The organism is Streptomyces xanthochromogenes (assembly GCF_014650455.1).
Lineage (GTDB): Bacteria > Actinomycetota > Actinomycetes > Streptomycetales > Streptomycetaceae > Streptomyces > Streptomyces xanthochromogenes.
This window is the reverse complement of the sequence record NZ_BMUZ01000006.1, coordinates 68251-91995: the sequence shown is the minus strand read 5'-3', so window position 1 is coordinate 91995 and position 23745 is coordinate 68251. Positions and strand designations below refer to the sequence as shown.

Here is a 23745-nt window from a genome sequence, read left to right as displayed (position 1 = left end):
GATAGACGCTGACTTCTGTTCAGTCGGCCGGTCCGGACCAACGCACTCCCGACACTCTTCAGCAGACGAGAGCGCAGTCGAGCCACGAGGTGGTGCCGGAACATGGAGATCCGCGGGAGCCTGCCGCCCGAACCCGCGGCCCTGGTGGCCCGGCAGCAGTCGTACGAGGGCGTGTGGCGGTTCACCGCCCCCGCCGTCGACGCCTCGGTGCCGCAGGCCCGGCACGCGGTGCGCGACCTGCTGCGCCGCCAGGGCGTACCGGCCCACGAGGACCTCATCCAGGGCCTGCTCCTGATCGTCTCGGAGCTGGTCACCAACGCCGTCAGACACGCGGCACTGCTTTCGCCGCAGGTCGCCGTCGAGGTCGCCATCGGCGCCGAGTGGATCCGGGTGTCCGTCGAGGACAACCACCCCTACCGGCCCAAGGCCCTGGAGGCCGACTACGCGCAGACCGGCGGCCGGGGCCTGCTTCTGGTCCGAGAGATCACCGAGGAGGCCGGCGGGGTGTGCGACGTCGAGCAGACCGCCAACGGCGGAAAGATCGTCTGGGCCGCACTCCCGCTGGCCCCCCTGCCCGGGATCACCAGCCCGCGTCGGGCCCCGTGAGCTCCTTGACCGCGGGCCGTGCCGCGTCCAGCACGGTCATGAACCACGCCGAGAACGTGTCGCGCGCATGGCGCTCGGTGAGCTCCTGAGGCGTCACGAACACGGTTTCGGCGACCTCCTCCGGGTCCGGCCGCAGGGGTGACTGCACCAGGCCCACGAAGAGGTGGTTGAACTCCTGCTCCACCAGGCCCGACTCCGGGTCCGGGTGGTTGTAGCGCACCGTGCCCGCCTCGGCGAGCAGCGAGGGGGCGATGCCCAGCTCCTCGTAGGTGCGCCGGGCGGCCGCCGCGAACGGGGACTCGCCGGGGTAGGGGTGCCCGCAGCAGGTGTTGGACCAGACGCCGGGGGAGTGGTACTTGCCGAGCGCCCGCTGCTGGAGGAGCAGCCGGCCCGCCGGGTCGAAGAGGAAAACGGAGAACGCCCGGTGCAGTTGCCCGGGCGCCTGGTGTGCGGAGAGCTTCTCCGCGGTTCCGATGGTGTTGCCGCTCTCGTCGACGAGTTCGAGCATGATCTCTGGTGCGGTGCCGCCCGTGGTCCCGTTCGACGAGTTGTTCGCCGTGGTGGCTGATGTGCTCGGCATAACCATCCTTCGCTTCGGTCCTCGGCTGCTCAGTCTGCCGTACAAAAGCGGCGTGTCCGCCATTGACCGGCATCCGCATGTCCTGCCCCACGCGGGGCCGCCGGAACCGCGCGTTTCAGTGGCAGAGCCTGGCCTCGTGCTCGGCGTGGCCGCCGGGCTCCAACTGGAACGTGCAGTGCTCCACGTCGAAGTGATCGCCCAGGCACCCCTGCAGCTCGTGCAGCAGCTTCTCGTGCCCCACGCTGTCCAGCACCTCCTGGCTGACCACCACGTGCGCCGAGAGCACCGGCATCCCCGACGTGATGGTCCAGGCGTGCAGGTCGTGTACGTCCTCCACGCCCGGCAGCTCCACGATGTGCGCCCGCACCTCCGCCATGTCGACGCCCTTGGGTGCCGACTCCAGGAGCACGTTGAGGGTCTCGCGCAGCAGCTTGACGGTCCTCGGCACGATCATCAGGCCGATCACCAGCGAGGCGATCGGGTCGGCCGCCTGCCAGCCCGTGGTCAGGATGACTAGGCCGGCCACCACCACGGCCGCCGAGCCGAGCGCGTCCGAGAGCACCTCCAGGAAGGCGCCGCGGACATTGAGGCTGTCCTGCTGCCCCTTCATGAGGAGCGAGAGGGAGACCGAGTTCGCGACCAGGCCGATCAGGCCGAAGACCACGGCCGTGCCGCCCGCGGTGTCGGCCGGCTCGACGAACCGCGTCACCGCCTCGAACAGGACGTAGCCGCCCACCCCGAGCAGCAGCAGACAGTTGGCGAGCGCGGCGAGGATCTCGGCCCGGGCGTAGCCGTAGGTGCGGTTGCCCCCGGCCGGGCGGTTGGCGAAGTGGATGGCGAGCAGCGCCATCGCGAGCCCGAGGCCGTCCGTCGCCATGTGCGCCGCGTCCGCGACGAGCGCGAGGGAGTCCGCGAGCAGTCCGCCGACGATCTCCACGACCATCACGGTCAGTGTGATGCCGAGCGCGATCCGTAGCCTTCCGCGGTAGGCGGCGGCCGCGGTGCCGGTCGGCGGCGGCCCGCCGTGTGTGTGTCCGTGGTCGTGCCCAGCCCCCATGAAGGCCCTCCCCATCCGTCGCCGATCCGTCCCGATGTCTCTGTACGAGGGGCCAGTGAACTACGGGGAGGGGGTATGTGCAACACGGGAGTGAACACCGTTGTCATGTGCTCTGACCTGCGGAAATGCTTGCAGGTCAGAGCGTTGAGGTGATCAACTCGTGGGCAGGGCCGCAGGGTTCGCGCCTGGGGTGCGGCGGCGGCGTTCGAACGCGGTTTGTGGGCTGCGCCCTTGATCGACCATGATGATCGCGGCGTCCCCGCAACGGGCGCTCCCGGGCCTCATCGGGCGTAAACGGCCAGTGAATTCCCGGTTCCGGGCATCCGATAGCCTCTGCCGACGTGCCGCCCGCCCCCGTGCCGGGCCGGGCCGTGACTTCCGCCATGTCAGTCGCAAGGAGTGAATTCGTCTGTCGACCGCCATCCTTACCGGTCCGCCGGTGCCCGGATCGCAGCTCGGACCCGATCTGCGCGCGCTGGGTTTCGACGTGCAGAACGCCTTCCTCCCCGACGACCTGCCCCGCCTGCTCGCCGCGGTGCCGGCCGGTGAGCGCGTCGCCCTCGTGGACCCGCGCTTCCTCGGCCACGTCCACGCGCTGCGCCTCGCCCTGACCGACCCGCGCTTCCCGGCCGCTTCGGTGCCGGGCGCCCTCACCGTCCAGGCCGAGGCCCGCCCCGCGCTCACCCGCGTCCTGTCCGGTGGCACCTCGGCGCCCGCCGCCCAGGTGCGTACGACCTCGGTGCTCACCGACGACATCGCCGCGGCCATCGAGGCCGACGGCCTCGCGGTGCACCACCCCGAGCTCGGCTCGCTGGTCGCGACCGTCCCCGCCGACGAGGTGGCCGCGGTCGCCGCGAGCCGGGCCGTCGCGGCCGTGGACGACGAGGCCGTGCGCCTGCGCAACGCCGTCAAGTCCCGCGACGGGTTCTTCACCACCCACTGCATCAGCCCGTACTCCCGCTACCTCGCCCGCTGGTGCGCCCGCCGGGGTCTCACCCCCAACCAGGTCACCACCGCCTCGCTGCTCACCGCCCTGATCGCGGCCGGCTGCGCGGCGACCGGGACGCGCGGCGGCTATGTCGCGGCCGGGGTGCTGCTGATCCTCTCCTTCGTCCTGGACTGCACCGACGGGCAGCTCGCCCGCTACTCGCTCCAGTACTCGACGATGGGCGCCTGGCTCGACGCCACGTTCGACCGGGCCAAGGAGTACGCCTACTACGCGGGCCTCGCGCTCGGCGCGGCTCGCGGCGGCGACGACGTATGGGCGCTCGCGCTCGGCGCGATGGTGCTCCAGACCTGCCGCCACGTCGTGGACTTCTCCTTCAACGAGGCGCACGTCGTGGGCACTGACGCCACGGCCAACACCAGCCCCACCGCCGCCCTCTCCGACAGGCTCGACTCGGTCGGCTGGACGGTGTGGGTGCGGCGCATGATCGTGCTGCCGATCGGCGAGCGCTGGGCGATGATCGCCGTGCTGACCGCGGTCACCACGCCCCGCATCGTCTTCTACGCGCTGCTCATCGGCTGCGCCTTCGCCGCCTGCTACACCACCGCGGGCCGCGTCCTGCGCTCCCTGAGCCGCCGCGCCACCCGCTCCGACCGCGCCGCCCGGGCCCTGGCCGAGCTCGCCGACAGCGGCCCGCTCGCCCAGCTGATCGCGGCGAAGGCGCCGCGGATGCCCGGCGCTCCGGTCCTCGCGGCCGTCGGCGCCCTGCTGGTCGTCGCCGCCGCCCTCACGCTGCCCGTCGGCAGCGGCCTGGTGATCGGCGCGGCCGCGCTGTACGCGGTCCTGTCGGGCCTGGCCGTCGCCCGGCCGCTCATGGGTCCCCTCGACTGGCTGGTGCCGCCGCTCTTCCGGGTGGCCGAGTACTGCACGGTCCTGATCCTGGCGGCCCGCTCGGACGTGGCCGGGGCCCTGCCCGCGGCCTTCGGGCTCGTCGCGGCGGTCGCCTACCATCACTACGACACGGTCTACCGCATCAAGGGCGGCTCCGGCGCGCCGCCGCAGTGGCTCGTGCGGGTGATCGGCGGCCACGAGGGCCGCACGCTCGTGGTGACGGTGTTCGCCGCCGTCCTCGCCGCGCGAGACACAGACTTCACCCTGGCGCTCACCGCCCTCGCGGCGGTCATCGCGCTCGTGGTGCTCGTGGAGTCCATCCGCTTCTGGGTGTCCTCCGGAGCACCTGCCGTACATGACGAAGGAGAAACAGCATGATTGGCCTCGTACTGGCAGCCGGTGCCGGACGCCGTCTGCGCCCCTACACCGACACGCTCCCGAAGGCCCTCGTGCCTGTTGACGGCGACACCACCGTCCTGGACATCGCGCTGAAGAACTTCGCCGAGGTCGGCCTCACCGAGGTCGCCATCGTCGTCGGCTACCGCAAGGAAGCCGTCTACGCGCGCAAGGAGGCCCTGGAGGCCAAGTACGGCGTCGCGATCACGCTGATCGACAACGACAAGGCCGAGGAGTGGAACAACGCCTACTCCCTGTGGTGCGCCCGTGAGGTCCTCAAGCGCGGTGTGATCCTCGCCAACGGCGACACGGTCCACCCCGTCTCGGTCGAGAAGACCCTGCTCGCCGCCCGCGGCCGGGGCCAGAAGATCATCCTCGCCCTCGACACGGTGAAGAGCCTCGCCGACGAGGAGATGAAGGTCATCACCGCCGAGGGCAAGGGCGTTCAGCGCATCACCAAGCTGATGGACCCGGCGACCGCCACCGGCGAGTACATCGGCGTCACGCTCATCGAGGCCGAGGCCGCCGAGGAGCTCGCCGACGCCCTGAAGACCACCTTCGAGCGCGACCCCGACCTCTACTACGAGGACGGCTACCAGGAGCTCGTCAACCGCGGCTTCACCGTGGACGTGGCCCCCATCGGCGAGGTGTCGTGGGTCGAGATCGACAACCACGACGACCTGGCGAAGGGCCGTGAGATCGCGTGCCAGTACTGACTCGGCTCATCCCCTCGCCGGTTGTCGTCGACATCCGGCGCGGGGCCCTGGACGACCTCGCGGTCGTCCTCGCCGACCAGCGCATCTCCGCCAACGGCAAGCTGGCGATCGCGATCAGCGGCGGCTCGGGGCTCAAGCTGCGCGAGCAGTTCGGCCCCCTGCTGCCGGGCGCCGAGTGGTACCCGGTCGACGGCGGCACCATCGACGCGGCGGTCAAGCTCGCCGACGCGATGCGCGGCAAGCGCTACGACGCGGTCGTGGCGCTCGGCGGCGGGAAGATCATCGACGTGACGAAGTACGCGGCGGCCCGCGTCGGCCTGCCGATGGTCGCCGTCGCCACGAACCTCTCGCACGACGGCATCTGCTCGCCGATCTCCACCCTGGACAACGACAACGGGCGCGGCTCCTACGGTGTGCCCACGCCGATCGCCATCCTGATCGACCTGGCCGTGATCCGGGACGCACCCGCGCGCTTCGTGCGCTCGGGCATCGGCGACGCGATCTCCAACCTGTCCGCGATCGCGGACTGGGAGCTCTCGCACCGCGAGACCGGCGAGCCCATCGACGGCCTGGCCGCCGCCATGGCGCGCAGCGCCGGCGAGGCGGTCCTGCGCCACCCCGGGACCGTCGGCGACGACGACTTCCTGGTCACGCTCTCCGAGGGCCTGGTCATGTCCGGCATCGCCATGTCGATCAGCGGCGACAGCCGGCCCTCCTCCGGCGCCTGCCACGAGATCAGCCACGCCTTCGACCTGCTCTTCCCGCAGCGCGCGGCCAGCCACGGCGAACAGTGCGGCCTCGGCGCCGCGTTCGCCATGCACCTGCGGGGCGCGAAGGCCGAGTCCGCCCTCATGACCGAGGTGCTGCGCCGGCACGCCCTGCCGGTCACCGCGGAGGAAATCGGCTTCACCGCCGACGAGTTCGTCCGGGCCGTGGAGTTCGCCCCGCAGACCCGCCCCGGCCGCTACACCATCCTCGAACACCTCGACCTGTCCACCGACCAGATCAGGGACGCGTACGCCGACTATGCCAAGACCATCCGTAGCTGAGCTCCGCCCGGTCGTGCACCCGGCGGGTGTCAAGGACCGGGTCAGCGGAGAACACTGGGGCGGCCGCCTGTACATGCGCGAGATCTCGCTGCGCATCACCCGCGTCCTGGTCACCACCAAGGTCACGCCGAACCAGCTGACCTATCTGATGACCCTGAGCGGTGTCCTGGCCGCCCCGGCCCTGCTGGTGCCGGGCATCTGGGGCGCGGTCCTCGGTGTCATCGCCGTCCAGGGCTATCTGCTGCTCGACTGCGTCGACGGCGAAGTCGCCCGCTGGAAGAAGCAGTTCTCGCTGTCCGGTGTCTACCTGGACCGCGTCGGTGCCTACCTGTGCGACGCGGCGGTCCTGGTCGGCTTCGGCCTGCGCGCCGCCGACCTGTGGGGCCCCGGCCGCATCGACTGGCTGTGGGCCTTCCTCGGCACGCTCGCCGCCCTCGGCGCGATCCTGATCAAGGCCGAGACCGACCTCGTGGGCGTCGCCCGCCACCAGGGCGGTCTGCCGCTGGTCAAGGACGCGGCGGCCACCCCGCGCTCCTCCGGTGTGGCGCTCGCCCGCCGGGCCGCGGCCGCGCTGAAGTTCCACCGGCTCGTCCTCGGCATCGAGGCGTCCCTGCTGATCCTGGTTCTCGCGATCGCGGACCAGGTCCGCGGCGACCTGTACTTCTCGCGCCTCGGCGTCGCGGTCCTCGCCGGCATCGCGCTGCTCCAGACGGTGCTGCACCTCGTGTCCATCCTCGCGTCGAGCAGGCTCAAATGAACGCCCCCCTGAAGGTCGGCGCGGTCGTCATCACGATGGGCAATCGCCCCGCCGAGCTGCGTGCCCTGCTGGACTCGGTCGCCAAGCAGGACGGCGACCGGGTCGAGGTCGTGGTCGTCGGCAACGGCGCCCCGGTCCCGGACGTCCCCGAGGGCGTACGGACCGTGGAGCTGCCGGACAACCTGGGCATCCCGGGCGGCCGCAACGTCGGCATCGAGGCGTTCGGCCCCTCGGGCGCCGAGATGGACGTGCTGCTCTTCCTCGACGACGACGGCCTGCTGCCCAACCCGGACACCGCCGAGCTGTGCCGCCAGGCCTTCGCGGCCGACCCGGAGCTCGGCATCATCAGCTTCCGGATCGCCGACCCGGACACCGGCGTCACCCAGCGCCGCCACGTGCCGAGGCTGCGCGCCGCCGATCCGATGCGCTCCTCCCGTGTGACGACCTTCCTCGGCGGCGCCAACGCCGTGCGCACCCAGGTGTTCGCGGAGGTCGGCGGGCTGCCCGACGAGTTCTTCTACGCGCACGAGGAGACCGACCTCGCCTGGCGGGCCCTGGACGCCGGCTGGATGATCGACTACCGCGCGGACATGGTCCTGCACCACCCGACGACCGCCCCGTCCCGGCACGCGGTCTACCACCGGATGGTGGCCCGCAACCGGGTCTGGCTGGCCCGGCGCAACCTGCCCGCCCCGCTCGTTCCGGTCTACCTCGGGGTCTGGCTGCTCCTGACGCTGGCGCGCAAGCCCTCGGGTCCGGCGCTCAAAGCCTGGTTCGGCGGGTTCAAGGAGGGGTGGACGACGCCCTGCGGACCGCGCCGCCCCATGAAGTGGCGTACGGTCTTCAAGCTCACCCGGCTGGGCCGTCCCCCCGTCATCTGAGAGTCTCGGCTCTGAGACCATCGGGCGTACTTCTTGAACACGAAAGTTTCCACTTGTGAGTGACACAACCCTGTCCCCGGCGGACCTCGCCGCCAAGCACGGGCTGTCGGTGAGCGGTGCCCGCCCCGGGCTGACCGCTTACATCAAGCAGCTGTGGGGTCGGCGCCACTTCATCCTGTCGTTCTCCTCGGCCAAGCTGACCGCCCAGTACAGCGAGGCGAAGCTCGGCCAGATCTGGCAGGTGGCGACGCCCCTGCTGAACGCGCTGGTCTACTACTTCATCTTCGGCGTGCTCATGGGAACGAGGAAGGGCATCCCCAACGATGTCTTCATCCCGTTCCTGGTGACCGGTGTGTTCCTGTTCACCTTCACGCAGAACTCGCTGATGGCCGGTGTCCGGGCGATCTCCGGCAACCTGGGCCTGGTACGGGCGCTGCACTTCCCGCGCGCCTCGCTGCCGGTCTCCTTCGCCTTGCAGCAGCTCCAGCAGCTGCTGTTCTCGATGATCGTCCTGATGATCGTGGTGGTCGCCTCCGGCTTCATGCCGGGCATGACGTGGATCCTGATCGTCCCGGTGCTCGCGCTGCAGTTCGTCTTCAACACCGGCCTGGCGCTGATCTTCGCCCGGCTCGGAGCCAAGACGCCGGACCTCGCGCAGCTGATGCCGTTCATCATGCGGACCTGGATGTACTCGTCCGGCGTCATGTTCAGCATCACCGCCGTGCTCCACGACAAGCCGAGCTGGCTCAAGCACGTCCTGCAGGTCAACCCGGCCGCCATCTATATGGACCTGGCGCGCTACGCGCTGCTGGACGGCTACGGCGGCGGGTCCCTGCCCCCGCACGTCTGGGCACTCGCGGCCGGCTGGGCCGTCGTCGTGGGCGCCCTCGGATTCGTGTACTTCTGGAAGGCTGAGGAGCGGTATGGCCGTGGCTGAGGACATCAAGGACCGCGTCGCGGTCGAGGACGCGCGGATTCCCACCGTCATCTGCGACGACGTGCACATCGTGTACACCGTCAACGGTGGCGGCGGCGGAAGGGGCAGTGCCACCGCCGCCCTGAGCCGCATGGTGAAGAAGGACAAGACCGGCGGCGCCTCCCGTGGCATGCGCCGGGTGCACGCGGTCAAGGGCGTGTCGTTCACCGCGTACCGAGGCGAGGCCATCGGTCTGATCGGCTCCAACGGCTCGGGCAAGTCGACCCTGCTGCGGGCCATCGCCGGCCTGCTGCCGCCCGAGAGCGGCCGGGTCTACACGGACGGACAGCCCTCGCTGCTCGGCGTGAACGCGGCTCTGATGAACGACCTGACCGGCGAGCGCAACGTCATCCTGGGCGGCCTGGCGATGGGCATGTCCCGCGAGGAGGTCAGAGAGCGCTACGAGGAGATCGTCGACTTCTCCGGCATCAACGACAAGGGCGACTTCATCTCCCTGCCGATGCGCACCTACTCCTCCGGCATGGCGGCCCGCCTCCGGTTCTCCATCGCCGCGGCCAAGGACCACGACGTCCTCATGATCGACGAGGCCCTCGCCACCGGTGACCGCCAGTTCCAGATCCGCTCCGAGGAGCGCATCAGGGAGCTGCGCAAGCACGCCGGAACCGTCTTCCTGGTGAGCCACAGCATCGGCTCCATCCGGGACACGTGCGACCGCGTGCTGTGGCTGGAGCGCGGCGAGCTCCTCATGGACGGGCCGACCGACGAGGTCGTCAAGGCCTACCAGAAGGAGTCCGGCCGCTGACGCACAGTCATCCGGCGGACCGCGCGAGCCGAAGCCCCTGTCGATCAACCCCGGCAGGGGCTTTCGCGTCCTATGGTGTGTCGGACGGTCAAGATCCCGTCAAGTTGCCAGTGTGCGGGGAAGGTTGGGCCGGATTGGAGTGTTCTCGTAATGCTCTCAACACCCCGACGTGTTGTCGGCCGTTGTACAACGTAAGCTGTACCGGTGCTGATTCGCGGCAAGTGGGGTAATACGCCCCCGGCTCCTCGCACGACGGGTCACTCCGTCCGGGGAGGTCAGGCGGCGTGTCCGAAATAGGATGTTTTGGGTCGGCGGTGTAGAACGGGAGATGTGACGGCCATGGCTACGGAAAATCTCCAGCTCAAAGGGACGGCCGCCGTTCCCGCCCCGGGCGGTACCCGGTGACCCCAGTCCGGGACGTGCGCACCGCAAACCCCTCGCGCGCCACGCTCGACAAGGCCACGGACGAGAACTTCCCGGTGGCCCCCTTCTTCCTGCCGCGCGCCTGGCGCGACGACCTGATGGCCGTGTACGGCTTCGCCCGGCTCGTCGACGACATCGGTGACGGCGACCTCGCCCCCGGCGGCGCCGACGCCCGCCACCTCGGCGTGGCCGCGGCCGACGCCGACGACCGGCTCGTCATGCTCGACGCCTTCGAGGCGGACCTGCGCCGCGTCTTCGACGGGACGCCCCGGCACCCGCTCCTGGTGGCCCTGCAGCCCACCGTGCGGCGCTGCGCGCTCACCCCCGAGCCGTTCCTCGGGCTGATCGCGGCCAACCGCCAGGACCAGCGGGTCCGGCGCTACGAGACGTACGAGGACCTGCTCGCCTACTGCGAGCTCTCCGCCAACCCCGTGGGAAGGCTCGTCCTCGGCATCACCGGCACCACGAGCCCGGAGCGTGTCCGTCGCTCCGACGCGATCTGCACGGCGTTGCAGATCGTCGAACACCTCCAGGACGTCAAGGAGGACCTCGGGCGGGACCGGATCTATCTGCCGGCCGAGGACATGTCCCGATTCCATGTCACACAGGCCGATCTGGCCGTCCCCACGGGGAGCGCTTCGGTGCGCGCCCTGGTCGCGTTCGAAGCGGAACGCGCCGGGTCGTTGCTGAATGAAGGCACCCCTCTGGTGGGTAGCGTCCACGGCAGACTCAAGCTGCTGCTGGCCGGATTCGTGGCCGGAGGACGCGCCGCGCTCGACGCGGTCGCTGCCGCCGGCCACGACGTACTCCCGGGGCCGCCCAAGCCCACCAAGGCAAGGCTGATGCGCGAGGTGGGAGCCGTCTTGCGAAGAGCGCGTAGAGAGGGGTGAGCCGGACAGTGGAGGCACAGGCACCCGTGTCCGCACCGGTACAGGCCGCATACAGCTACTGCGAGGCCGTGACCGGGCAGCAGGCGCGCAATTTCGCGTACGGCATCCGGCTGCTGCCGGCCGACAAGCGGCAGGCGATGTCCGCGCTGTACGCGTTCTCGCGCCGGGTCGACGACATCGGTGACGGAACGCTGGCGAACGACGCCAAGCAGACGCGCCTGGAGGAGACCCGGGCGCTGCTCGGGCGCGTCCGCGACGACGCCGTGGCGGAGGACGACACGGACCCGGTCGCGGTGGCGCTCGCGGACGCGGCACGCCGTTTCCCCATCCCGCTCGACGGTCTCGACGAGCTCATCGACGGTGTCCTGATGGACGTGCACGGCGAGAGCTACGAGACCTGGGACGACCTGAAGACCTACTGCCGGTGCGTCGCGGGCGCCATCGGGCGCCTCTCGCTCGGCGTGTTCGGCACCCAGCCCGGCGCACCCGGCATCGAGCGCGCCCCCGAGTACGCCGACACGCTGGGGCTCGCTCTCCAACTCACCAACATTCTCAGGGACGTTCGCGAGGACGCCGGCAACGGCCGGACCTATCTGCCCTCCGACGACCTCGCCAAGTTCGGCTGCTCGACGGGCTTCGACGGCCCCGTCCCGCCGCCCGGCTCCGACTTCGCCGGGCTCGTCCACTTCGAAGTCCGCCGGGCCCGCGCCCTGTTCGCCGAGGGCTATCGGCTGCTGCCCATGCTGGACCGGCGCAGCGGCGCCTGTGTCGCCGCCATGGCCGGGATCTACCGCCGTCTGCTCGACCGCATCGAGCGCGACCCGGAGGCCGTGCTGCGCGGGCGCGTATCGCTGCCCGGCCGGGAGAAGGCGTACGTCGCGGTGCGCGGACTGTCCGGCCTCGACACCCGGTACGTCTCCCGGCAGACCGCCAGGAGGCGCGTCTGATGCACCACGCTCACCCGGACGAAGGGCCGAGGACGACGACGCGGGCCCGACGTGCAACTTCACCGTGCGGCGATGCGTCCTCGACTGCGTCGGCCCGCCGCGTGCGGGGCACCGGCGCGGCCCAGGGGGAGACGGCATGAACGACACGCGGTCCCAGCGAGCGGTGGTGATCGGCGGCGGACTCGCCGGCATCACCGCGGCGCTCGAACTCGCCGACGCGGGCCTCGGTGTGACCCTGGTGGAAGGCCGCCCGCGACTCGGCGGTCTCGCGTTCTCGTTCCGGCGCGGCGACCTCACCGTGGACAACGGCCAGCACGTCTATCTGCGCTGCTGCACCGCCTACCGCTGGTTCCTCGACCGGGTCGACGGGGCCGAACTCGCCCCCGTCCAGGCCCGGTTGGACGTTCCCGTCCTCGACGTCGCGCACCCCGGGGGGCCCCGGCTCGGACGGCTGCGCCGCGACCCGCTGCCCGTGCCGCTGCACCTCGGGCGCAGCCTCGCGACCTACCCGCACCTCTCGCTCGCCGAGCGCGCCTCGGTCGGGCGCGCCGCGCTCGCGCTCAAGAAGCTCGACCCGGCCGACCCGGCCCTCGACGACGTCGACTTCGCGACGTGGCTCGGCCGGCACGGCCAGTCCGACCGCACCATCGAAGCCCTGTGGGACCTGGTCGGCGTGGCGACCCTCAACGCCACCGCGCCGCACGCCTCCCTGGGCCTGGCCGCCATGGTCTTCAAGACCGGACTGCTCTCCGAGGCGGGCGCCGCCGACATCGGCTGGGCCCGGGTGCCGCTCGGCGAGCTGCACGACACGCTGGCCCGCAAGGCCCTGGAGTCGGCGGGCGTGCGCGTCGACACGCGCACCAAGGCCGAGTCCATCTCCCGTACGGAGAACGGCAGTTGGCGGGTCGAGCTGGCCGGAGGGACGCTGGAGGCCGAGGTCGTCGTGCTCGCCGTACCGCAGAAGGAGACCCACGACCTGCTGCCCGAGGGCGCGCTCGACGAGCCGGACAAGCTCCTCGGCATCGGCACCGCGCCGATCCTCAATGTGCACGTCGTCTACGACCGCAAGGTGCTCAAGCAGCCCTTCTTCGCGGCGCTCGGCTCCCCGGTGCAGTGGGTCTTCGACCGGACGGACTCCTCGGGCTTCACCGGCCAGGGGCAGTATCTGGCCGTCTCGCAGTCGGACGCCGGGGACGAGATCGAGCTCCCCGTGGCCGAACTGCGCGCCCGCTATCTGCCCGAACTGGAAAAGCTGTTGCCCGCGGCCCGCGGCGCGGAGATCCTCGACTTCTTCGTCACCCGGGAGCGTACGGCGACGTTCGCCCCCACCCCCGGCGTCGGACGGCTGCGGCCTTCGGCGCGGACCCGTGCGGACGGCCTGTACCTGGCCGGCGCGTGGACCGCGACCGGCTGGCCCGCGACCATGGAGGGTGCCGTGCGCAGCGGATTCAGTGCCGCCGGCGCCGCTCTCTCCACCCTCGGCCGCCCCCATGTCCATCCGCTTCAGGAGGCGGCATGACTGTTAGCAGTACTGGAACAAGAGGAGAGACTGTGCCGACTGTGCCTTCGGCTTCGGCGAATCCGGCTGTGGACACCGTGGACGTCACCGCCCTGCTGGAGCGGGGGCGCGCGCTGTCGACTCCGGAGCTGCGCGCGGCCGTCGACCGGCTCGCGGCTCCCATGGACACCGTCGCCGCCTACCACTTCGGGTGGATCGACGCCGAGGGGCGTCCGGCGGACGGTGACGGCGGCAAGGCCGTACGGCCCGCCCTCGCCCTGCTCTCCGCGGAGGCGGCCGGCGCCGCCGCCGAGGTCGGCGTGCCGGGAGCGGTCGCGGTGGAGCTCGTGCACAACTTCTCGCTCCTGCACGACGACCTCATGGACGGCGACGAGCAGCGCCGCCACCGCGACACGGTCTGGAAGGTCCACGGCCCCGCCCAGGCGATCCTCGTCGGCGACGCCCTGTTCGCCCTCGCCAACGAGGTCCTCCTCGAACTCGGCACGGTCGAGGCGGGTCGGGCGACGCGCCGACTCACCACCGCCACAAGGAAGTTGATCGACGGTCAGGCCCAGGACATCTCCTACGAGCACCGCGAGCGGGTCACCGTCGAGGAGTGCCTGGAGATGGAGGGCAACAAGACGGGCGCGCTGCTCGCCTGCGCCGTCTCCATCGGCGCCGTCCTCGGCGGCGCCGACGACCGCACGGCCGACACCCTGGAGGCGTACGGCTACCACCTCGGTCTCGCCTTCCAGGCCGTCGACGACCTGCTCGGCATCTGGGGCGACCCGGACGCCACGGGCAAGCAGACGTGGAGCGACCTGCGCCAGCGCAAGAAGTCGCTGCCGGTCGTCGCCGCGCTCGCCGCGGGCGGCCCGGCCTCCACCCGGCTCGGCGAACTGCTCGCCGCCGACGCCAAGAGCAATGACTTCGACAGCTTCTCCGAAGCCGAGTTCGCCACCCGCGCGGCCCTGATCGAGGAGGCCGGCGGCCGCGAGTGGACCTCGCAGGAGGCCCGCAGGCAGCACACCATCGCGATCCAGGCGCTCGACGCCGTCGACATGCCGGAAAAGGTCCGCGCACAGCTCACCGCGCTCGCGGACTTCGTCGTCGTCCGAAAGAGATGATCACTATTCGCATATGACTCGCAGTCGCCGGAACGGCCCGGGAGACCGGGCCGCCTCCGACGGAGACCCCAGCACAGCAGAAGTAGCTACTGCACGAAGGGGAAGCCATGACAGCGACGACCGACGGAAGCACCGGGGCCCCGCGGCCCCGGGCCGCCGCGGCCAGTGCAACAACCGGGATCACTCCCGGCGCGGACGCGGTACTCGAAGCCGCCCGGCAGGCCGCCGAGCGGGGCGTCGAGCACCTGCTGGCGCGGCAGGACGCCCAGGGCTGGTGGAAGGGCGACCTGGAGACCAACGTCACCATGGACGCCGAGGACCTGCTGCTGCGTCAGTTCCTCGGCATCCAGGACGAGAAGACGCTGCGGGCGGCCGCCCTCTTCATCCGGGGCGAGCAGCGCGACGACGGGACCTGGGCCACCTTCTACGGCGGCCCCGGCGAACTCTCCACCACCGTCGAGGCGTACGTCGCGCTCAGGCTGGCCGGTGACCTGCCCGACGACCCGCACATGGCCCGTGCCGCGGCCTGGATCAGAGCCAAGGGCGGCATCGCCGCGAGCCGGGTCTTCACCCGCATCTGGCTGGCCCTGTTCGGCTGGTGGAAGTGGGACGACCTGCCCGAGCTGCCGCCCGAGCTGATCTTCCTGCCCAAGTGGGTACCGCTCAACATCTACGACTTCGGCTGCTGGGCCCGGCAGACCATCGTGCCGCTCACGGTCGTCTCGGCGAAGCGGCCGGTGCGCCCCGCGCCCTTCGCGCTCGACGAGCTGCACACCGACCCCCGGCGCCCCAGCCCGGCCAAACCCCTTGCCCCGGTGGCTAGTTGGGACGGCGCGTTCCAGCGGCTCGACAAGGTGCTGCACGCCTACCACAAGGTGGCCCCCCGCGCGCTGCGGCGGGCCGCGATGCGCAGCGCCGCCCGCTGGATCGTGGAACGCCAGGAGAACGACGGCTGCTGGGGCGGCATCCAGCCTCCCGCCGTGTACTCGGTGATCGCCCTGCATCTGCTCGGCTACGACCTCCAACACCCGGTCATGCGGGCCGGGTTGGAGTCCCTGGACCGGTTCGCGGTGTGGCGCGAGGACGGCGCCCGGATGATCGAGGCCTGCCAGTCCCCGGTCTGGGACACCTGCCTCGCCGCCATCGCACTCGCCGACGCGGGCGTGCCCGGCGACCACCCCGCCCTCGTCAAGGCGGCCGACTGGATGCTGGAGGAGGAGATCACGCGCCCGGGCGACTGGGCCGTGCGCCGCCCCCAACTGGAGCCGGGGGGCTGGGCGTTCGAGTTCCACAACGACAACTACCCCGACATCGACGACACCGCCGAGGTCATCCTCGCGCTGCGCCGCGTCAAGCACCCCCAGCAGGAGAAGGTCGAGGCGGCCATCGCCCGCGGGGTGCGCTGGAACCTCGGGATGCAGTCGAAGAACGGGGCCTGGGGCGCGTTCGACGCCGACAACACCAGCGCCTTCCCCAACCGGCTGCCGTTCTGCGACTTCGGCGAGGTCATCGACCCTCCCTCGGCCGACGTCACCGCACACGTGGTGGAGATGCTCGCCTACGAGGGCAAGTCGCACGACCCGCGCACCCGGCGCGGCATCGAGTGGCTGCTGGCCGAACAGGAGGCCAACGGGGCCTGGTTCGGCCGCTGGGGCGTCAACTACGTATACGGAACGGGGTCGGTGGTGCCCGCCCTGGTCGCCGCCGGCATCCCCGCCGCGCACCCCGCGATCCGCCGGGCGGTCGGCTGGCTGGAGTCCGTGCAGAACGACGACGGCGGTTGGGGCGAGGACCTGCGCTCCTACGGCGAGACCGAATGGATGGGCCGGGGACCCTCCACCGCCTCGCAGACGGCCTGGGCGCTGCTCGCGCTGCTCGCGGCGGGGGAGCGGGACGGCAGGGCCGCCGAGCGCGGCGTCGCCTGGCTCGCCGAGAACCAGCGCGCCGACGGTTCCTGGGACGAGCCGTACTTCACGGGCACCGGATTCCCCTGGGACTTCTCGATCAACTACCACCTCTACCGGCAGGTCTTCCCGCTGACCGCGCTCGGCCGGTACGTCCATGGAGAACCGTTCTCCCCCAACGCCGCCAAGGGGAGCTGATGGACACCCCCCAGGGCCCGCCGCCCGTGCCGCTGGTGATCGCCTGTGCGCTCACCATCGAGCGGCTCGCGCTGCGCGGCGCCCACGGCGGCGCGGCGGGCCCGGTCACCGTGCTGCGCAGCGGCATGGGTCCCGCGGCCGCCGAACGCGCGATGACCCGCACGCTCGGCGCGGCCGGGATGCGCGACGCGGCGGTCATCGCCTCAGGCTTCTGCGCCGGCCTCGTCCCCGGGATGCATCCCGGGGACCTGGTCGTCGCCGAGGAAACCCGCGGCCCGGACGGCGTCACGGTGTGCACCGGCACCGAGGTGCTCGCCAAGGCACTCGCCGAAGCGCTGCCGGGCCGTACCGTCCACACCGGCCCGCTCACCGGGTCGGACCACGTCGTACGCGGCCCCGAACGGGCCGGTCTCAGGGCGACCGGGGCGATCGCGGTGGACATGGAGTCCGCCGCCACGCTGCGGGCCGCCCGGCAGGCCGGATCGCGCCCGGTTGCGGCCGTACGGGTGGTCGTGGACGCTCCAGAACATGAACTCGTCCGGATTGGCACGGTGCGCGGTGGAATATCAGCCTTCCGCGTTCTTCGTGCCGTCCTTCCCGCTTTCTTTGAATGGCACCGTTCTTTGCTGCTCCCCAGGAGGTGAGCCAGATGGCCATGCCGCTTCGCCAGTCCATCAGGGTCGGGACCTATCTCTTTGAACAGAAGCTGCGCAAGCGTGAGAAGTTCCCGCTGATCGTCGAGCTGGAACCGCTCTTCGCCTGCAACCTGAAATGCGAGGGCTGCGGAAAGATTCAGCATCCGGCCGGAATCCTGAAGCAGCGCATGCCGGTGGCCCAGGCCGTCGGAGCGGTTCTGGAGTCCGGCGCGCCGATGGTCTCCATCGCGGGCGGCGAACCCCTGATGCACCCTCAGATCGACGAGATCGTGCGCCAGTTGGTGGCCAAGCGCAAATACGTCTTCCTGTGCACCAACGCGCTCCTGATGCGCAAGAAGCTGGAGAAGTTCACACCGTCGCCGTACTTCGCCTTCGCCGTGCACATCGACGGGCTGCGCGAGCGGCACGACGAGTCGGTCGCGAAGGAGGGTGTGTTCGACGAGGCGGTGGAGGCGATCAAGGAGGCCAAGCGACAGGGCTTCCGGGTCACCACCAACTCGACCTTCTTCAACACCGACACCCCGCAGACCATCATCGAGGTGCTCAACTTCCTCAACGACGACCTCAAGGTCGACGAGATGATGATCTCGCCCGCGTACGCCTACGAGAAGGCACCCGACCAGGAGCACTTCCTGGGTGTCGAGCAGACGCGGGAGCTCTTCAAGAAGGCGTTCTCCGGCGGCAACCGGGCCCGCTGGCGGCTCAACCACTCGCCGCTCTTCCTGGACTTCCTGGAGGGCAAGGCCGACTTCCCGTGCACGGCGTGGGCGATCCCCAACTACTCGCTCTTCGGCTGGCAGCGACCCTGCTACCTGATGAGCGACGGGTACGTGCCGACGTACCGGGAGCTGGTCGAGGAGACCGACTGGAGCAAGTACGGACGCGGTCGCGACGAGCGGTGCGCGAACTGCATGGCGCACTGCGGCTACGAGCCGACCGCCGTACTCGCGACCATGGGGTCGCTCAAGGAGTCGCTCCGGGCGGTCCGCGAGACCGTCCAGGGCAACCGCGGGTGAGGCGATGAGCCCCGGGGAGCCGGCCTCCCCGGGGCTCACCGCACCGCCGGCCCGGCCGCCGCGCGTGCACCGCGTCGCGCGACTCGCCCCGGCCGGTCCGGGCCGGCCGCGGCCCGTGGGGACGCGCCCGTTCCCGTCCCGGTGCGGCCGACGGGAGCCGGGCCCGAGGCCGATCGTGAGCCGAACAGCATCAGAAAGTGGGGGCCCGAACGTGACGATCTTGGAGAACATCCGGGGGCCGCAAGACCTGCAAGCACTTGATCAGGCGGAACTCGGTGAACTCGCCCAGGAAATACGGGAGTTCCTGATCCCCGCGGTGGCCCGCACCGGCGGTCACCTCGGACCCAACCTGGGGGTGGTCGAGCTCTCCATCGCTCTGCACCGGGCCTTCGAGTCACCCGTCGACCGCATCCTGTGGGACACCGGGCACCAGAGCTACGTGCACAAACTGCTGACCGGGCGCCAGGACTTCTCGAAGCTGCGTACCAAGGGGGGCCTGTCGGGCTACCCCTCGCGCGCCGAGTCCGAGCACGACGTCATCGAGAACAGCCACGCCTCGACGGTCCTCGGCTGGGCCGACGGCCTCGCCAAGGCGAACGAAGTGCTCGGCAGGGACGGCCACGTCGTCGCCGTCATCGGTGACGGCGCGCTCACCGGCGGCATGGCCTGGGAGGCGCTGAACAACATCGCCGCCGCCCGGGACCGTCCGCTGATCATCGTCGTCAACGACAACGAGCGCTCCTACGGGCCCACCATCGGCGGCCTCGCCGGCCATCTCGCCACCCTGCGCACCACCGACGGCTACGAGCGGGTCCTGGCCTGGGGCAAGGACGTGCTGCAGAACACGCCCGTCGTCGGGCAGCCCCTGTACGAGTCGCTGCACGGTGCGAAGAAAGGCTTCAAGGACGCCTTCGCCCCGCAGGGCATGTTCGAGGACCTGGGTCTGAAGTACGTCGGCCCGGTCGACGGGCACGACACGGAGGCCGTCGAGTCCGCGCTGCGGCGGGCCAAGCGCTTCCACGGACCGGTACTCGTGCACTGCCTCACCGAGAAGGGCCGCGGCTATCAGCCCGCCCTCGACGACGAGGCCGACCGCTTCCACACGGTCGGCGCCATGGACCCGCTCACGTGCGTACCGCTCACACCCTCCAACGGCCCTTCCTGGACAGCGGTGTTCGGCGATGAGCTGGCCCGGCTCGGCGCCGAGCGGCCGGACATCGTGGCCCTCACCGCCGCCATGCTGCACCCCACCGGCCTGACCAGGTTCGCCGAGCTCTTCCCCGAACGGGTCTGGGACGTCGGCATCGCGGAGCAGCACGCGGCGGTCTCGGCGGCCGGGCTCGCCACCGGCGGTCTGCACCCCGTCGTCGCGGTGTACGCGACGTTCCTCAACCGCGCCTTCGACCAGGTTCTGATGGACGTGGCCCTGCACAGGTGCGGGGTGACCTTCGTGCTCGACCGGGCCGGGGTGACCGGCGTCGACGGGCCGTCCCACAACGGCATGTGGGACCTGTCGGTGCTCCAGGTCGTGCCGGGCCTCAGGATCGCCGCACCGCGCGACGCGGCCCAGTTGCGGGCCCAGCTGCGCGAGGCCGTGGACGTGGCCGACGCGCCGACGGTGGTGCGCTTCCCCAAGGAGTCCGTCGGGCCCGACGTCCCGGCGCTCGCCCGGCTCGGCGGCCTGGACGTGCTGCGCCGGGACGAGGACGCCGACGTGCTGCTCGTGGCGGTCGGCGTCCTCGCGCCCGTCTGCCTTCAGGCGGCCGAGCTGCTCGCCGGGCGCGGCATCTCCTGCACGGTGGTCGACCCGCGCTGGGTCAAACCCGTCGACGAACAGCTCCCGCCGCTCGCCGCGCGGCACCGCCTGGTCGCCGTGGTGGAGGACAACGTCCGTACGGGGGGCGTGGGTTGGGCCGTCGGGCAGGCCCTGCGCGACTCCGGGGTCGATGTGCCGCTGCGCGGCTTCGGCATCCCCGAACAGTTCCTCGCGCACGCCGGACGCGGCGAGGTACTGGCCGACATCGGGCTCACCCCGGTGGAGATCGCGGGACGGATCGGCGCCGCGCTGGCGGCCACGGAGGAAGCCGCCGCGGCGGCCGGGAAGGAGAACGACGCATGACCGACGGCGAGCCGACGACCGGCCCGACACCCGACACCGAAGCCCCCCGGGAGAGCTTCGCGACACCTTGCGCCGAGGCCTCCCGGGCCGCGGCCCCCGCAGCACCCGGGGCCGAGGCCGCCCAGGACGGGAGCTTCGCGGCGGGTGGCTCCGGTGCCCCGCGGGGCAAGGGCTTCGATCTGACGCGGCTGCTCGCCGAGCGCGGGGCCGAGCGCTACGAACTGCACGCCAAACACCTCAACCACCAGCTCCCCCGGATGCTGCACACCATCGGCTTCGACCGGGTCTACGAGCGGGCCGAGGGCGCGTACTTCTGGGACTCCGAGGGCAACGACTACCTCGACATGCTCGCGGGGTTCGGGGTGATGGGGCTCGGACGGCACCACCCCGTCGTGCGCAAGGCCCTGCACGACGTGCTGGACGCCTCGCTCGCGGACCTGACCCGCTTCGACTGCCAGCCGCTGCCCGGCCTGCTCGCCGAGAAGCTGCTCGCGCACAGCCCGCATCTGGACCGGGTGTTCTTCGGCAACAGCGGTACCGAGGCGGTGGAGACCGCTCTCAAGTTCGCCCGCTACGCCACCGGGAAGCCCCGCGTCCTGTACTGCTCGCACGCCTTCCACGGCCTGACGACCGGCTCGCTTTCGGTCAACGGCGAGTCCGGCTTCCGCGACGGCTTCGCCCCGCTGCTGCCCGACACCGCGCTGCCGCTCGGTGATCTGGCCGCACTGGAAAGGGAGTTGAAGCGCGGCGACGTCGCGGCCCTCATCGTCGAGCCGATCCAGGGCAAGGGCGTGCACGAGTCGCCGCCCGGTTATCTGCGCGCGGCCCAGGAGCTCCTCCACCGGCACAAGGCGCTGCTCATCGCCGACGAGGTGCAGACCGGCCTGGGCCGTACCGGTGACTTCTACGCCTACCAGCACGACGAGGGTGTGGAGCCGGACCTGGTGTGCGTCGCGAAAGCGCTCTCCGGTGGCTATGTGCCGGTCGGTGCGACCCTCGGCAAGGAGTGGATCTTCAAGAAGGTCTACTCGTCGATGGACCGCGTCCTGGTCCACTCGGCGAGCTTCGGCTCCAACGCCCAGGCGATGGCGGCCGGGCTCGCGGTGCTCTCGGTCATGGAGGACGAGGGTGTCGTCGCCAACGCACGCGCCACGGGCGATCTGCTGCGCACCCGGCTCGCCGCCCTGATCGACCGCTACGAGCTCCTCGCGGACGTACGCGGGCGAGGACTCATGATCGGCATCGAGTTCGGCCGGCCGTCCTCGCTCAAGCTGCGCAGCCGCTGGACGATGCTCCAGGCGGCCCGCAAGGGACTGTTCGCGCAGATGGTCGTCGTGCCGCTGCTCCAGAAGCACCGGATCCTCACCCAGGTCTCCGGCGACCATCTCGAAGTCATCAAGCTGATTCCGCCGCTGACCATCACGGAACGCGAGGTGGACCGCTTCGTGGCGGCCTTCACCGCCGTCATGGACGACGCGCACGGCGGCGGCGGGCTGATGTGGGACTTCGGCCGGACCCTGGTGAAACAGGCGGTCGCCAACCGCTGAGCCGGGCGGCTTTTGCCTCAGAGGCAAAAAGTTTGCCTCTGAGGCAATGGCCTGCCTGAATGGAGTGCATGAGCACTCCTGCCGACGACGACGTCGCGGCGCTTCCGGGCGTCGCGCCCCGGCTGCGCGAACTGCGCCGCCGCCGCGGTCTCACCCTGGAGGCCGCCGCCCAGCGGGCCGGCCTCTCGCCCGCGCACCTCTCACGGCTGGAGACGGGGGCCCGCCAGCCCTCGCTGCCGATGCTGCTCGGGCTCGCCCGCATCTACGGTACGACGGTCTCCGAGCTGCTCGGCGAGATGCCTCCCGAGCGCGAGCCCGTCATCCGGGCCGGCCGCGCCGCACCCCGCGAGGCCGACGGCTGGACATACCACCAGACCGGCGCGTCCGGCCGCGCGATGCAGGCGCTGCGCGTCGAGGTGCCGTACGGCACCCAGGGCGAACTCGTGCGGGTCCACCCCGGTGAGGAGTGGCTCTACGTCCTGACCGGACGGCTCCGGCTCAGCCTGGGGGACGCCACCCATGAACTCGACCCCGGGGACAGCGCGCACTTCGACTCGCTGACCCCGCACCGGATCTCCGCCGCCTCGCACGGGGGAGCGGAGTTCCTGTTCGTGCACACCCTGCTGCAGAGCCCCGATCCGCATCCGCACCACCCGCACAGCTGAGAGGACGGCACGCCATGGAGAACGGGACCGGGATGTCCGAGCACGAGGCCGAGCCCGCCGAGGCGCCGGCACCGCGCAGGAGCATCGAGGAGACCGCGGAGACCAAGTTCCCCCGGGGCCTGGTCGTGCGGCTCTTCGCCTACCTCGTCGCCGGACACATCTTCGCGGGGTTCCTCTACCTGCTCTTCGAGGTGGGCGGGAAGTAACCGCTCTCAGACCGCGCCGTCCAGGAGGCGCTCGCGCAGCCGCTCACGGGTCTCGGGGGAGACCCCGAGGCCCTCGGCGACGTAGCGGTCGGTGGTGCCCCAGGTCTCCTCGATGGTGTCGAACGCGGCGTGCAGATAGTCGGCGCGGGCGTCGAAGAGGGGGCTGAGGAGGTCCATCACCTCGGGGGACATCGCGTCCGCCGACGTACTGGTGCGGCGCACCTTGTAACGGCGGTGCGGATCGTTGGACTTGAGGTAGTCCGCCTCGATGGCGTCCCGCTCGACGCCGACCGCGAGCAGCGCCACCGCGATGGACAGACCCGCCCGGTCCTTGCCGGCGGCGCAGTGCATCAGGGCGGGCACGCTGTCCTCGGCGAGCGCGTGCAGCACCCGGCTGTGCTCGGCGGTGCGCCGGGTGATGATCTCGCGGTACGAGTGGATCATCCGGTCCGCGCCCTTGGTGCCTCCGAGCAGGGAACGCAGTTCGTCGAGGTCGCCGTCGCGGACCATCTTCCAGAACTCGGCCCCGTCGGCCGGATCGGTCAGCGGGATGTTCACGTTGCGCACGCCCGGAAGCGCGATGTCGGGCCCCTCCAGCTTCTGGTCCCCGGCATTGCGGAAGTCGAAGACGGTGTGCAGGCCCAGGGTGGCGAGGAAGGCCGCGTCGGCCTCGGTGGCGTGCGCGAGGTGCCCGCTGCGGAAGAGCCGGCCGCCGCGCACCCGCAGCCCGTCCACGGTCGGCAAACCTCCCACGTCCCGGAAGTTGCGCACCCCCGAGAGCTCGGGCTCTGCCGCGGGGACCTGCGGAATCTGCTGGGTCACGGGGACTCCTGACGTCGATCCTGGGTGGCGCGTCCTGCGCGTCTGTCGACGATACGACATGCGTTTCTGGGGCAACCATCGCCGGTGCGCCCCGGTGCACGGCCGTTGC

22 protein-coding genes are annotated in these 23745 nt (G+C 71.1%); 19 read left to right on the top strand and 3 right to left on the bottom strand.

Going from position 1 to position 23745, the window contains the following annotated elements; genetic code table 11:
• The first annotated feature begins 102 nt into the window (after positions 1-102).
• Positions 103-606 (top strand): ATP-binding protein, encoded by a 504-nt coding sequence (locus tag IE267_RS17255; RefSeq protein ID WP_167152254.1) that lies wholly within the window; start codon positions 103-105, stop codon positions 604-606.
• Here IE267_RS17255 and idi read toward each other — a convergent pair.
• Together idi and IE267_RS17245 are read right to left on the bottom strand one after the other, a co-directional pair.
• Complete coding sequence (gene idi / locus IE267_RS17250; RefSeq protein WP_161256128.1) at positions 581-1186, bottom strand: isopentenyl-diphosphate Delta-isomerase; 606 nt, start codon at positions 1184-1186, stop codon at positions 581-583. The genes IE267_RS17255 and idi overlap by 26 nt on opposite strands.
• Before the next feature lie 115 nt (positions 1187-1301).
• On the bottom strand, positions 1302-2243 hold the full coding sequence (locus IE267_RS17245) for a cation diffusion facilitator family transporter (RefSeq protein ID WP_167152252.1): 942 nt from the start codon (positions 2241-2243) through the stop codon (positions 1302-1304).
• A 409-nt stretch (positions 2244-2652) separates the two neighbouring features.
• On the opposite strand from IE267_RS17245, the gene IE267_RS17240 reads away from it, so the two are divergent.
• The 18 genes from IE267_RS17240 (at position 2653) to IE267_RS17155 (ending at position 22814) form a co-directional block, all read left to right on the top strand.
• Positions 2653-4458: a DUF5941 domain-containing protein gene (locus IE267_RS17240; protein WP_189764036.1), complete on the top strand. Its 1806-nt coding sequence runs from the start codon at positions 2653-2655 to the stop codon at positions 4456-4458.
• Complete coding sequence (locus tag IE267_RS17235) at positions 4455-5192, top strand: phosphocholine cytidylyltransferase family protein (protein WP_167152250.1); 738 nt, start codon at positions 4455-4457, stop codon at positions 5190-5192. Before IE267_RS17240 ends, IE267_RS17235 begins: the two co-directional genes overlap by 4 nt.
• Positions 5180-6241 carry an iron-containing alcohol dehydrogenase family protein gene (locus IE267_RS17230; protein WP_189763825.1) on the top strand — a complete coding sequence of 354 codons (1062 nt, stop codon included), beginning with the start codon at positions 5180-5182 and terminating at the stop codon, positions 6239-6241. The genes IE267_RS17235 and IE267_RS17230 overlap by 13 nt, the downstream gene beginning before the upstream one ends.
• Positions 6219-6998 (top strand): CDP-alcohol phosphatidyltransferase family protein, encoded by a 780-nt coding sequence (locus IE267_RS17225; RefSeq protein WP_189763824.1) that lies wholly within the window; start codon positions 6219-6221, stop codon positions 6996-6998. The genes IE267_RS17230 and IE267_RS17225 overlap by 23 nt, the downstream gene beginning before the upstream one ends.
• Positions 6995-7879 carry a glycosyltransferase family 2 protein gene (locus IE267_RS17220; RefSeq protein WP_167152244.1) on the top strand — a complete coding sequence of 295 codons (885 nt, stop codon included), beginning with the start codon at positions 6995-6997 and terminating at the stop codon, positions 7877-7879. Before IE267_RS17225 ends, IE267_RS17220 begins: the two co-directional genes overlap by 4 nt.
• 55 nt (positions 7880-7934) lie before the next feature.
• Positions 7935-8816, top strand: coding sequence for an ABC transporter permease (locus IE267_RS17215; RefSeq protein WP_167152241.1), 882 nt, complete (start codon positions 7935-7937; stop codon positions 8814-8816).
• Positions 8803-9618, top strand: coding sequence for an ABC transporter ATP-binding protein (locus IE267_RS17210; protein ID WP_167152239.1), 816 nt, complete (start codon positions 8803-8805; stop codon positions 9616-9618). The genes IE267_RS17215 and IE267_RS17210 overlap by 14 nt, the downstream gene beginning before the upstream one ends.
• Before the next feature lie 419 nt (positions 9619-10037).
• On the top strand, positions 10038-10931 hold the full coding sequence (gene hpnC / locus IE267_RS17205) for a squalene synthase HpnC (RefSeq protein ID WP_161255417.1): 894 nt from the start codon (positions 10038-10040) through the stop codon (positions 10929-10931).
• Positions 10928-11878, top strand: a complete 951-nt coding sequence (gene hpnD / locus IE267_RS17200; RefSeq protein ID WP_167152235.1) for a presqualene diphosphate synthase HpnD — start codon at positions 10928-10930, stop codon at positions 11876-11878. The genes hpnC and hpnD overlap by 4 nt, the downstream gene beginning before the upstream one ends.
• A 136-nt stretch (positions 11879-12014) precedes the next feature.
• On the top strand, positions 12015-13397 hold the full coding sequence (gene hpnE, locus IE267_RS17195) for a hydroxysqualene dehydroxylase HpnE (protein WP_189763823.1): 1383 nt from the start codon (positions 12015-12017) through the stop codon (positions 13395-13397).
• Positions 13394-14503: a polyprenyl synthetase family protein gene (locus IE267_RS17190; protein ID WP_167152231.1), complete on the top strand. Its 1110-nt coding sequence runs from the start codon at positions 13394-13396 to the stop codon at positions 14501-14503. Before hpnE ends, IE267_RS17190 begins: the two co-directional genes overlap by 4 nt.
• Positions 14504-14610: 107 nt before the next feature.
• Positions 14611-16605 carry a squalene--hopene cyclase gene (gene shc, locus IE267_RS17185; protein ID WP_189763822.1) on the top strand — a complete coding sequence of 665 codons (1995 nt, stop codon included), beginning with the start codon at positions 14611-14613 and terminating at the stop codon, positions 16603-16605.
• Positions 16605-17249 (top strand): phosphorylase family protein, encoded by a 645-nt coding sequence (locus tag IE267_RS17180; RefSeq protein ID WP_189763821.1) that lies wholly within the window; start codon positions 16605-16607, stop codon positions 17247-17249. Before shc ends, IE267_RS17180 begins: the two co-directional genes overlap by 1 nt.
• 5 nt (positions 17250-17254) lie before the next feature.
• Positions 17255-18277, top strand: coding sequence for an adenosyl-hopene transferase HpnH (gene hpnH, locus IE267_RS17175; protein WP_100575387.1), 1023 nt, complete (start codon positions 17255-17257; stop codon positions 18275-18277).
• Positions 18278-18488: 211 nt separating this feature from the next.
• A complete protein-coding gene (dxs, locus tag IE267_RS17170) occupies positions 18489-20396 on the top strand; it encodes a 1-deoxy-D-xylulose-5-phosphate synthase (RefSeq protein ID WP_189763820.1) in 1908 nt (635 codons plus the stop codon).
• Complete coding sequence (locus IE267_RS17165; RefSeq protein ID WP_229861279.1) at positions 20393-21943, top strand: aspartate aminotransferase family protein; 1551 nt, start codon at positions 20393-20395, stop codon at positions 21941-21943. Before dxs ends, IE267_RS17165 begins: the two co-directional genes overlap by 4 nt.
• A 68-nt stretch (positions 21944-22011) precedes the next feature.
• Entirely contained in the window at positions 22012-22608 is a 597-nt protein-coding gene (locus IE267_RS17160) for a helix-turn-helix domain-containing protein (RefSeq protein ID WP_161248373.1), read from the top strand.
• 32 nt (positions 22609-22640) lie between these two features.
• A complete protein-coding gene (locus tag IE267_RS17155; protein WP_229861312.1) occupies positions 22641-22814 on the top strand; it encodes a DUF6126 family protein in 174 nt (57 codons plus the stop codon).
• 6 nt (positions 22815-22820) lie between these two features.
• Here the strand turns inward: IE267_RS17155 and IE267_RS17150 are convergent, their stop codons facing one another.
• Positions 22821-23636 (bottom strand): tyrosine-protein phosphatase, encoded by an 816-nt coding sequence (locus IE267_RS17150; protein ID WP_189763819.1) that lies wholly within the window; start codon positions 23634-23636, stop codon positions 22821-22823.
• Between the last annotated feature and the right edge of the window lie 109 nt (positions 23637-23745).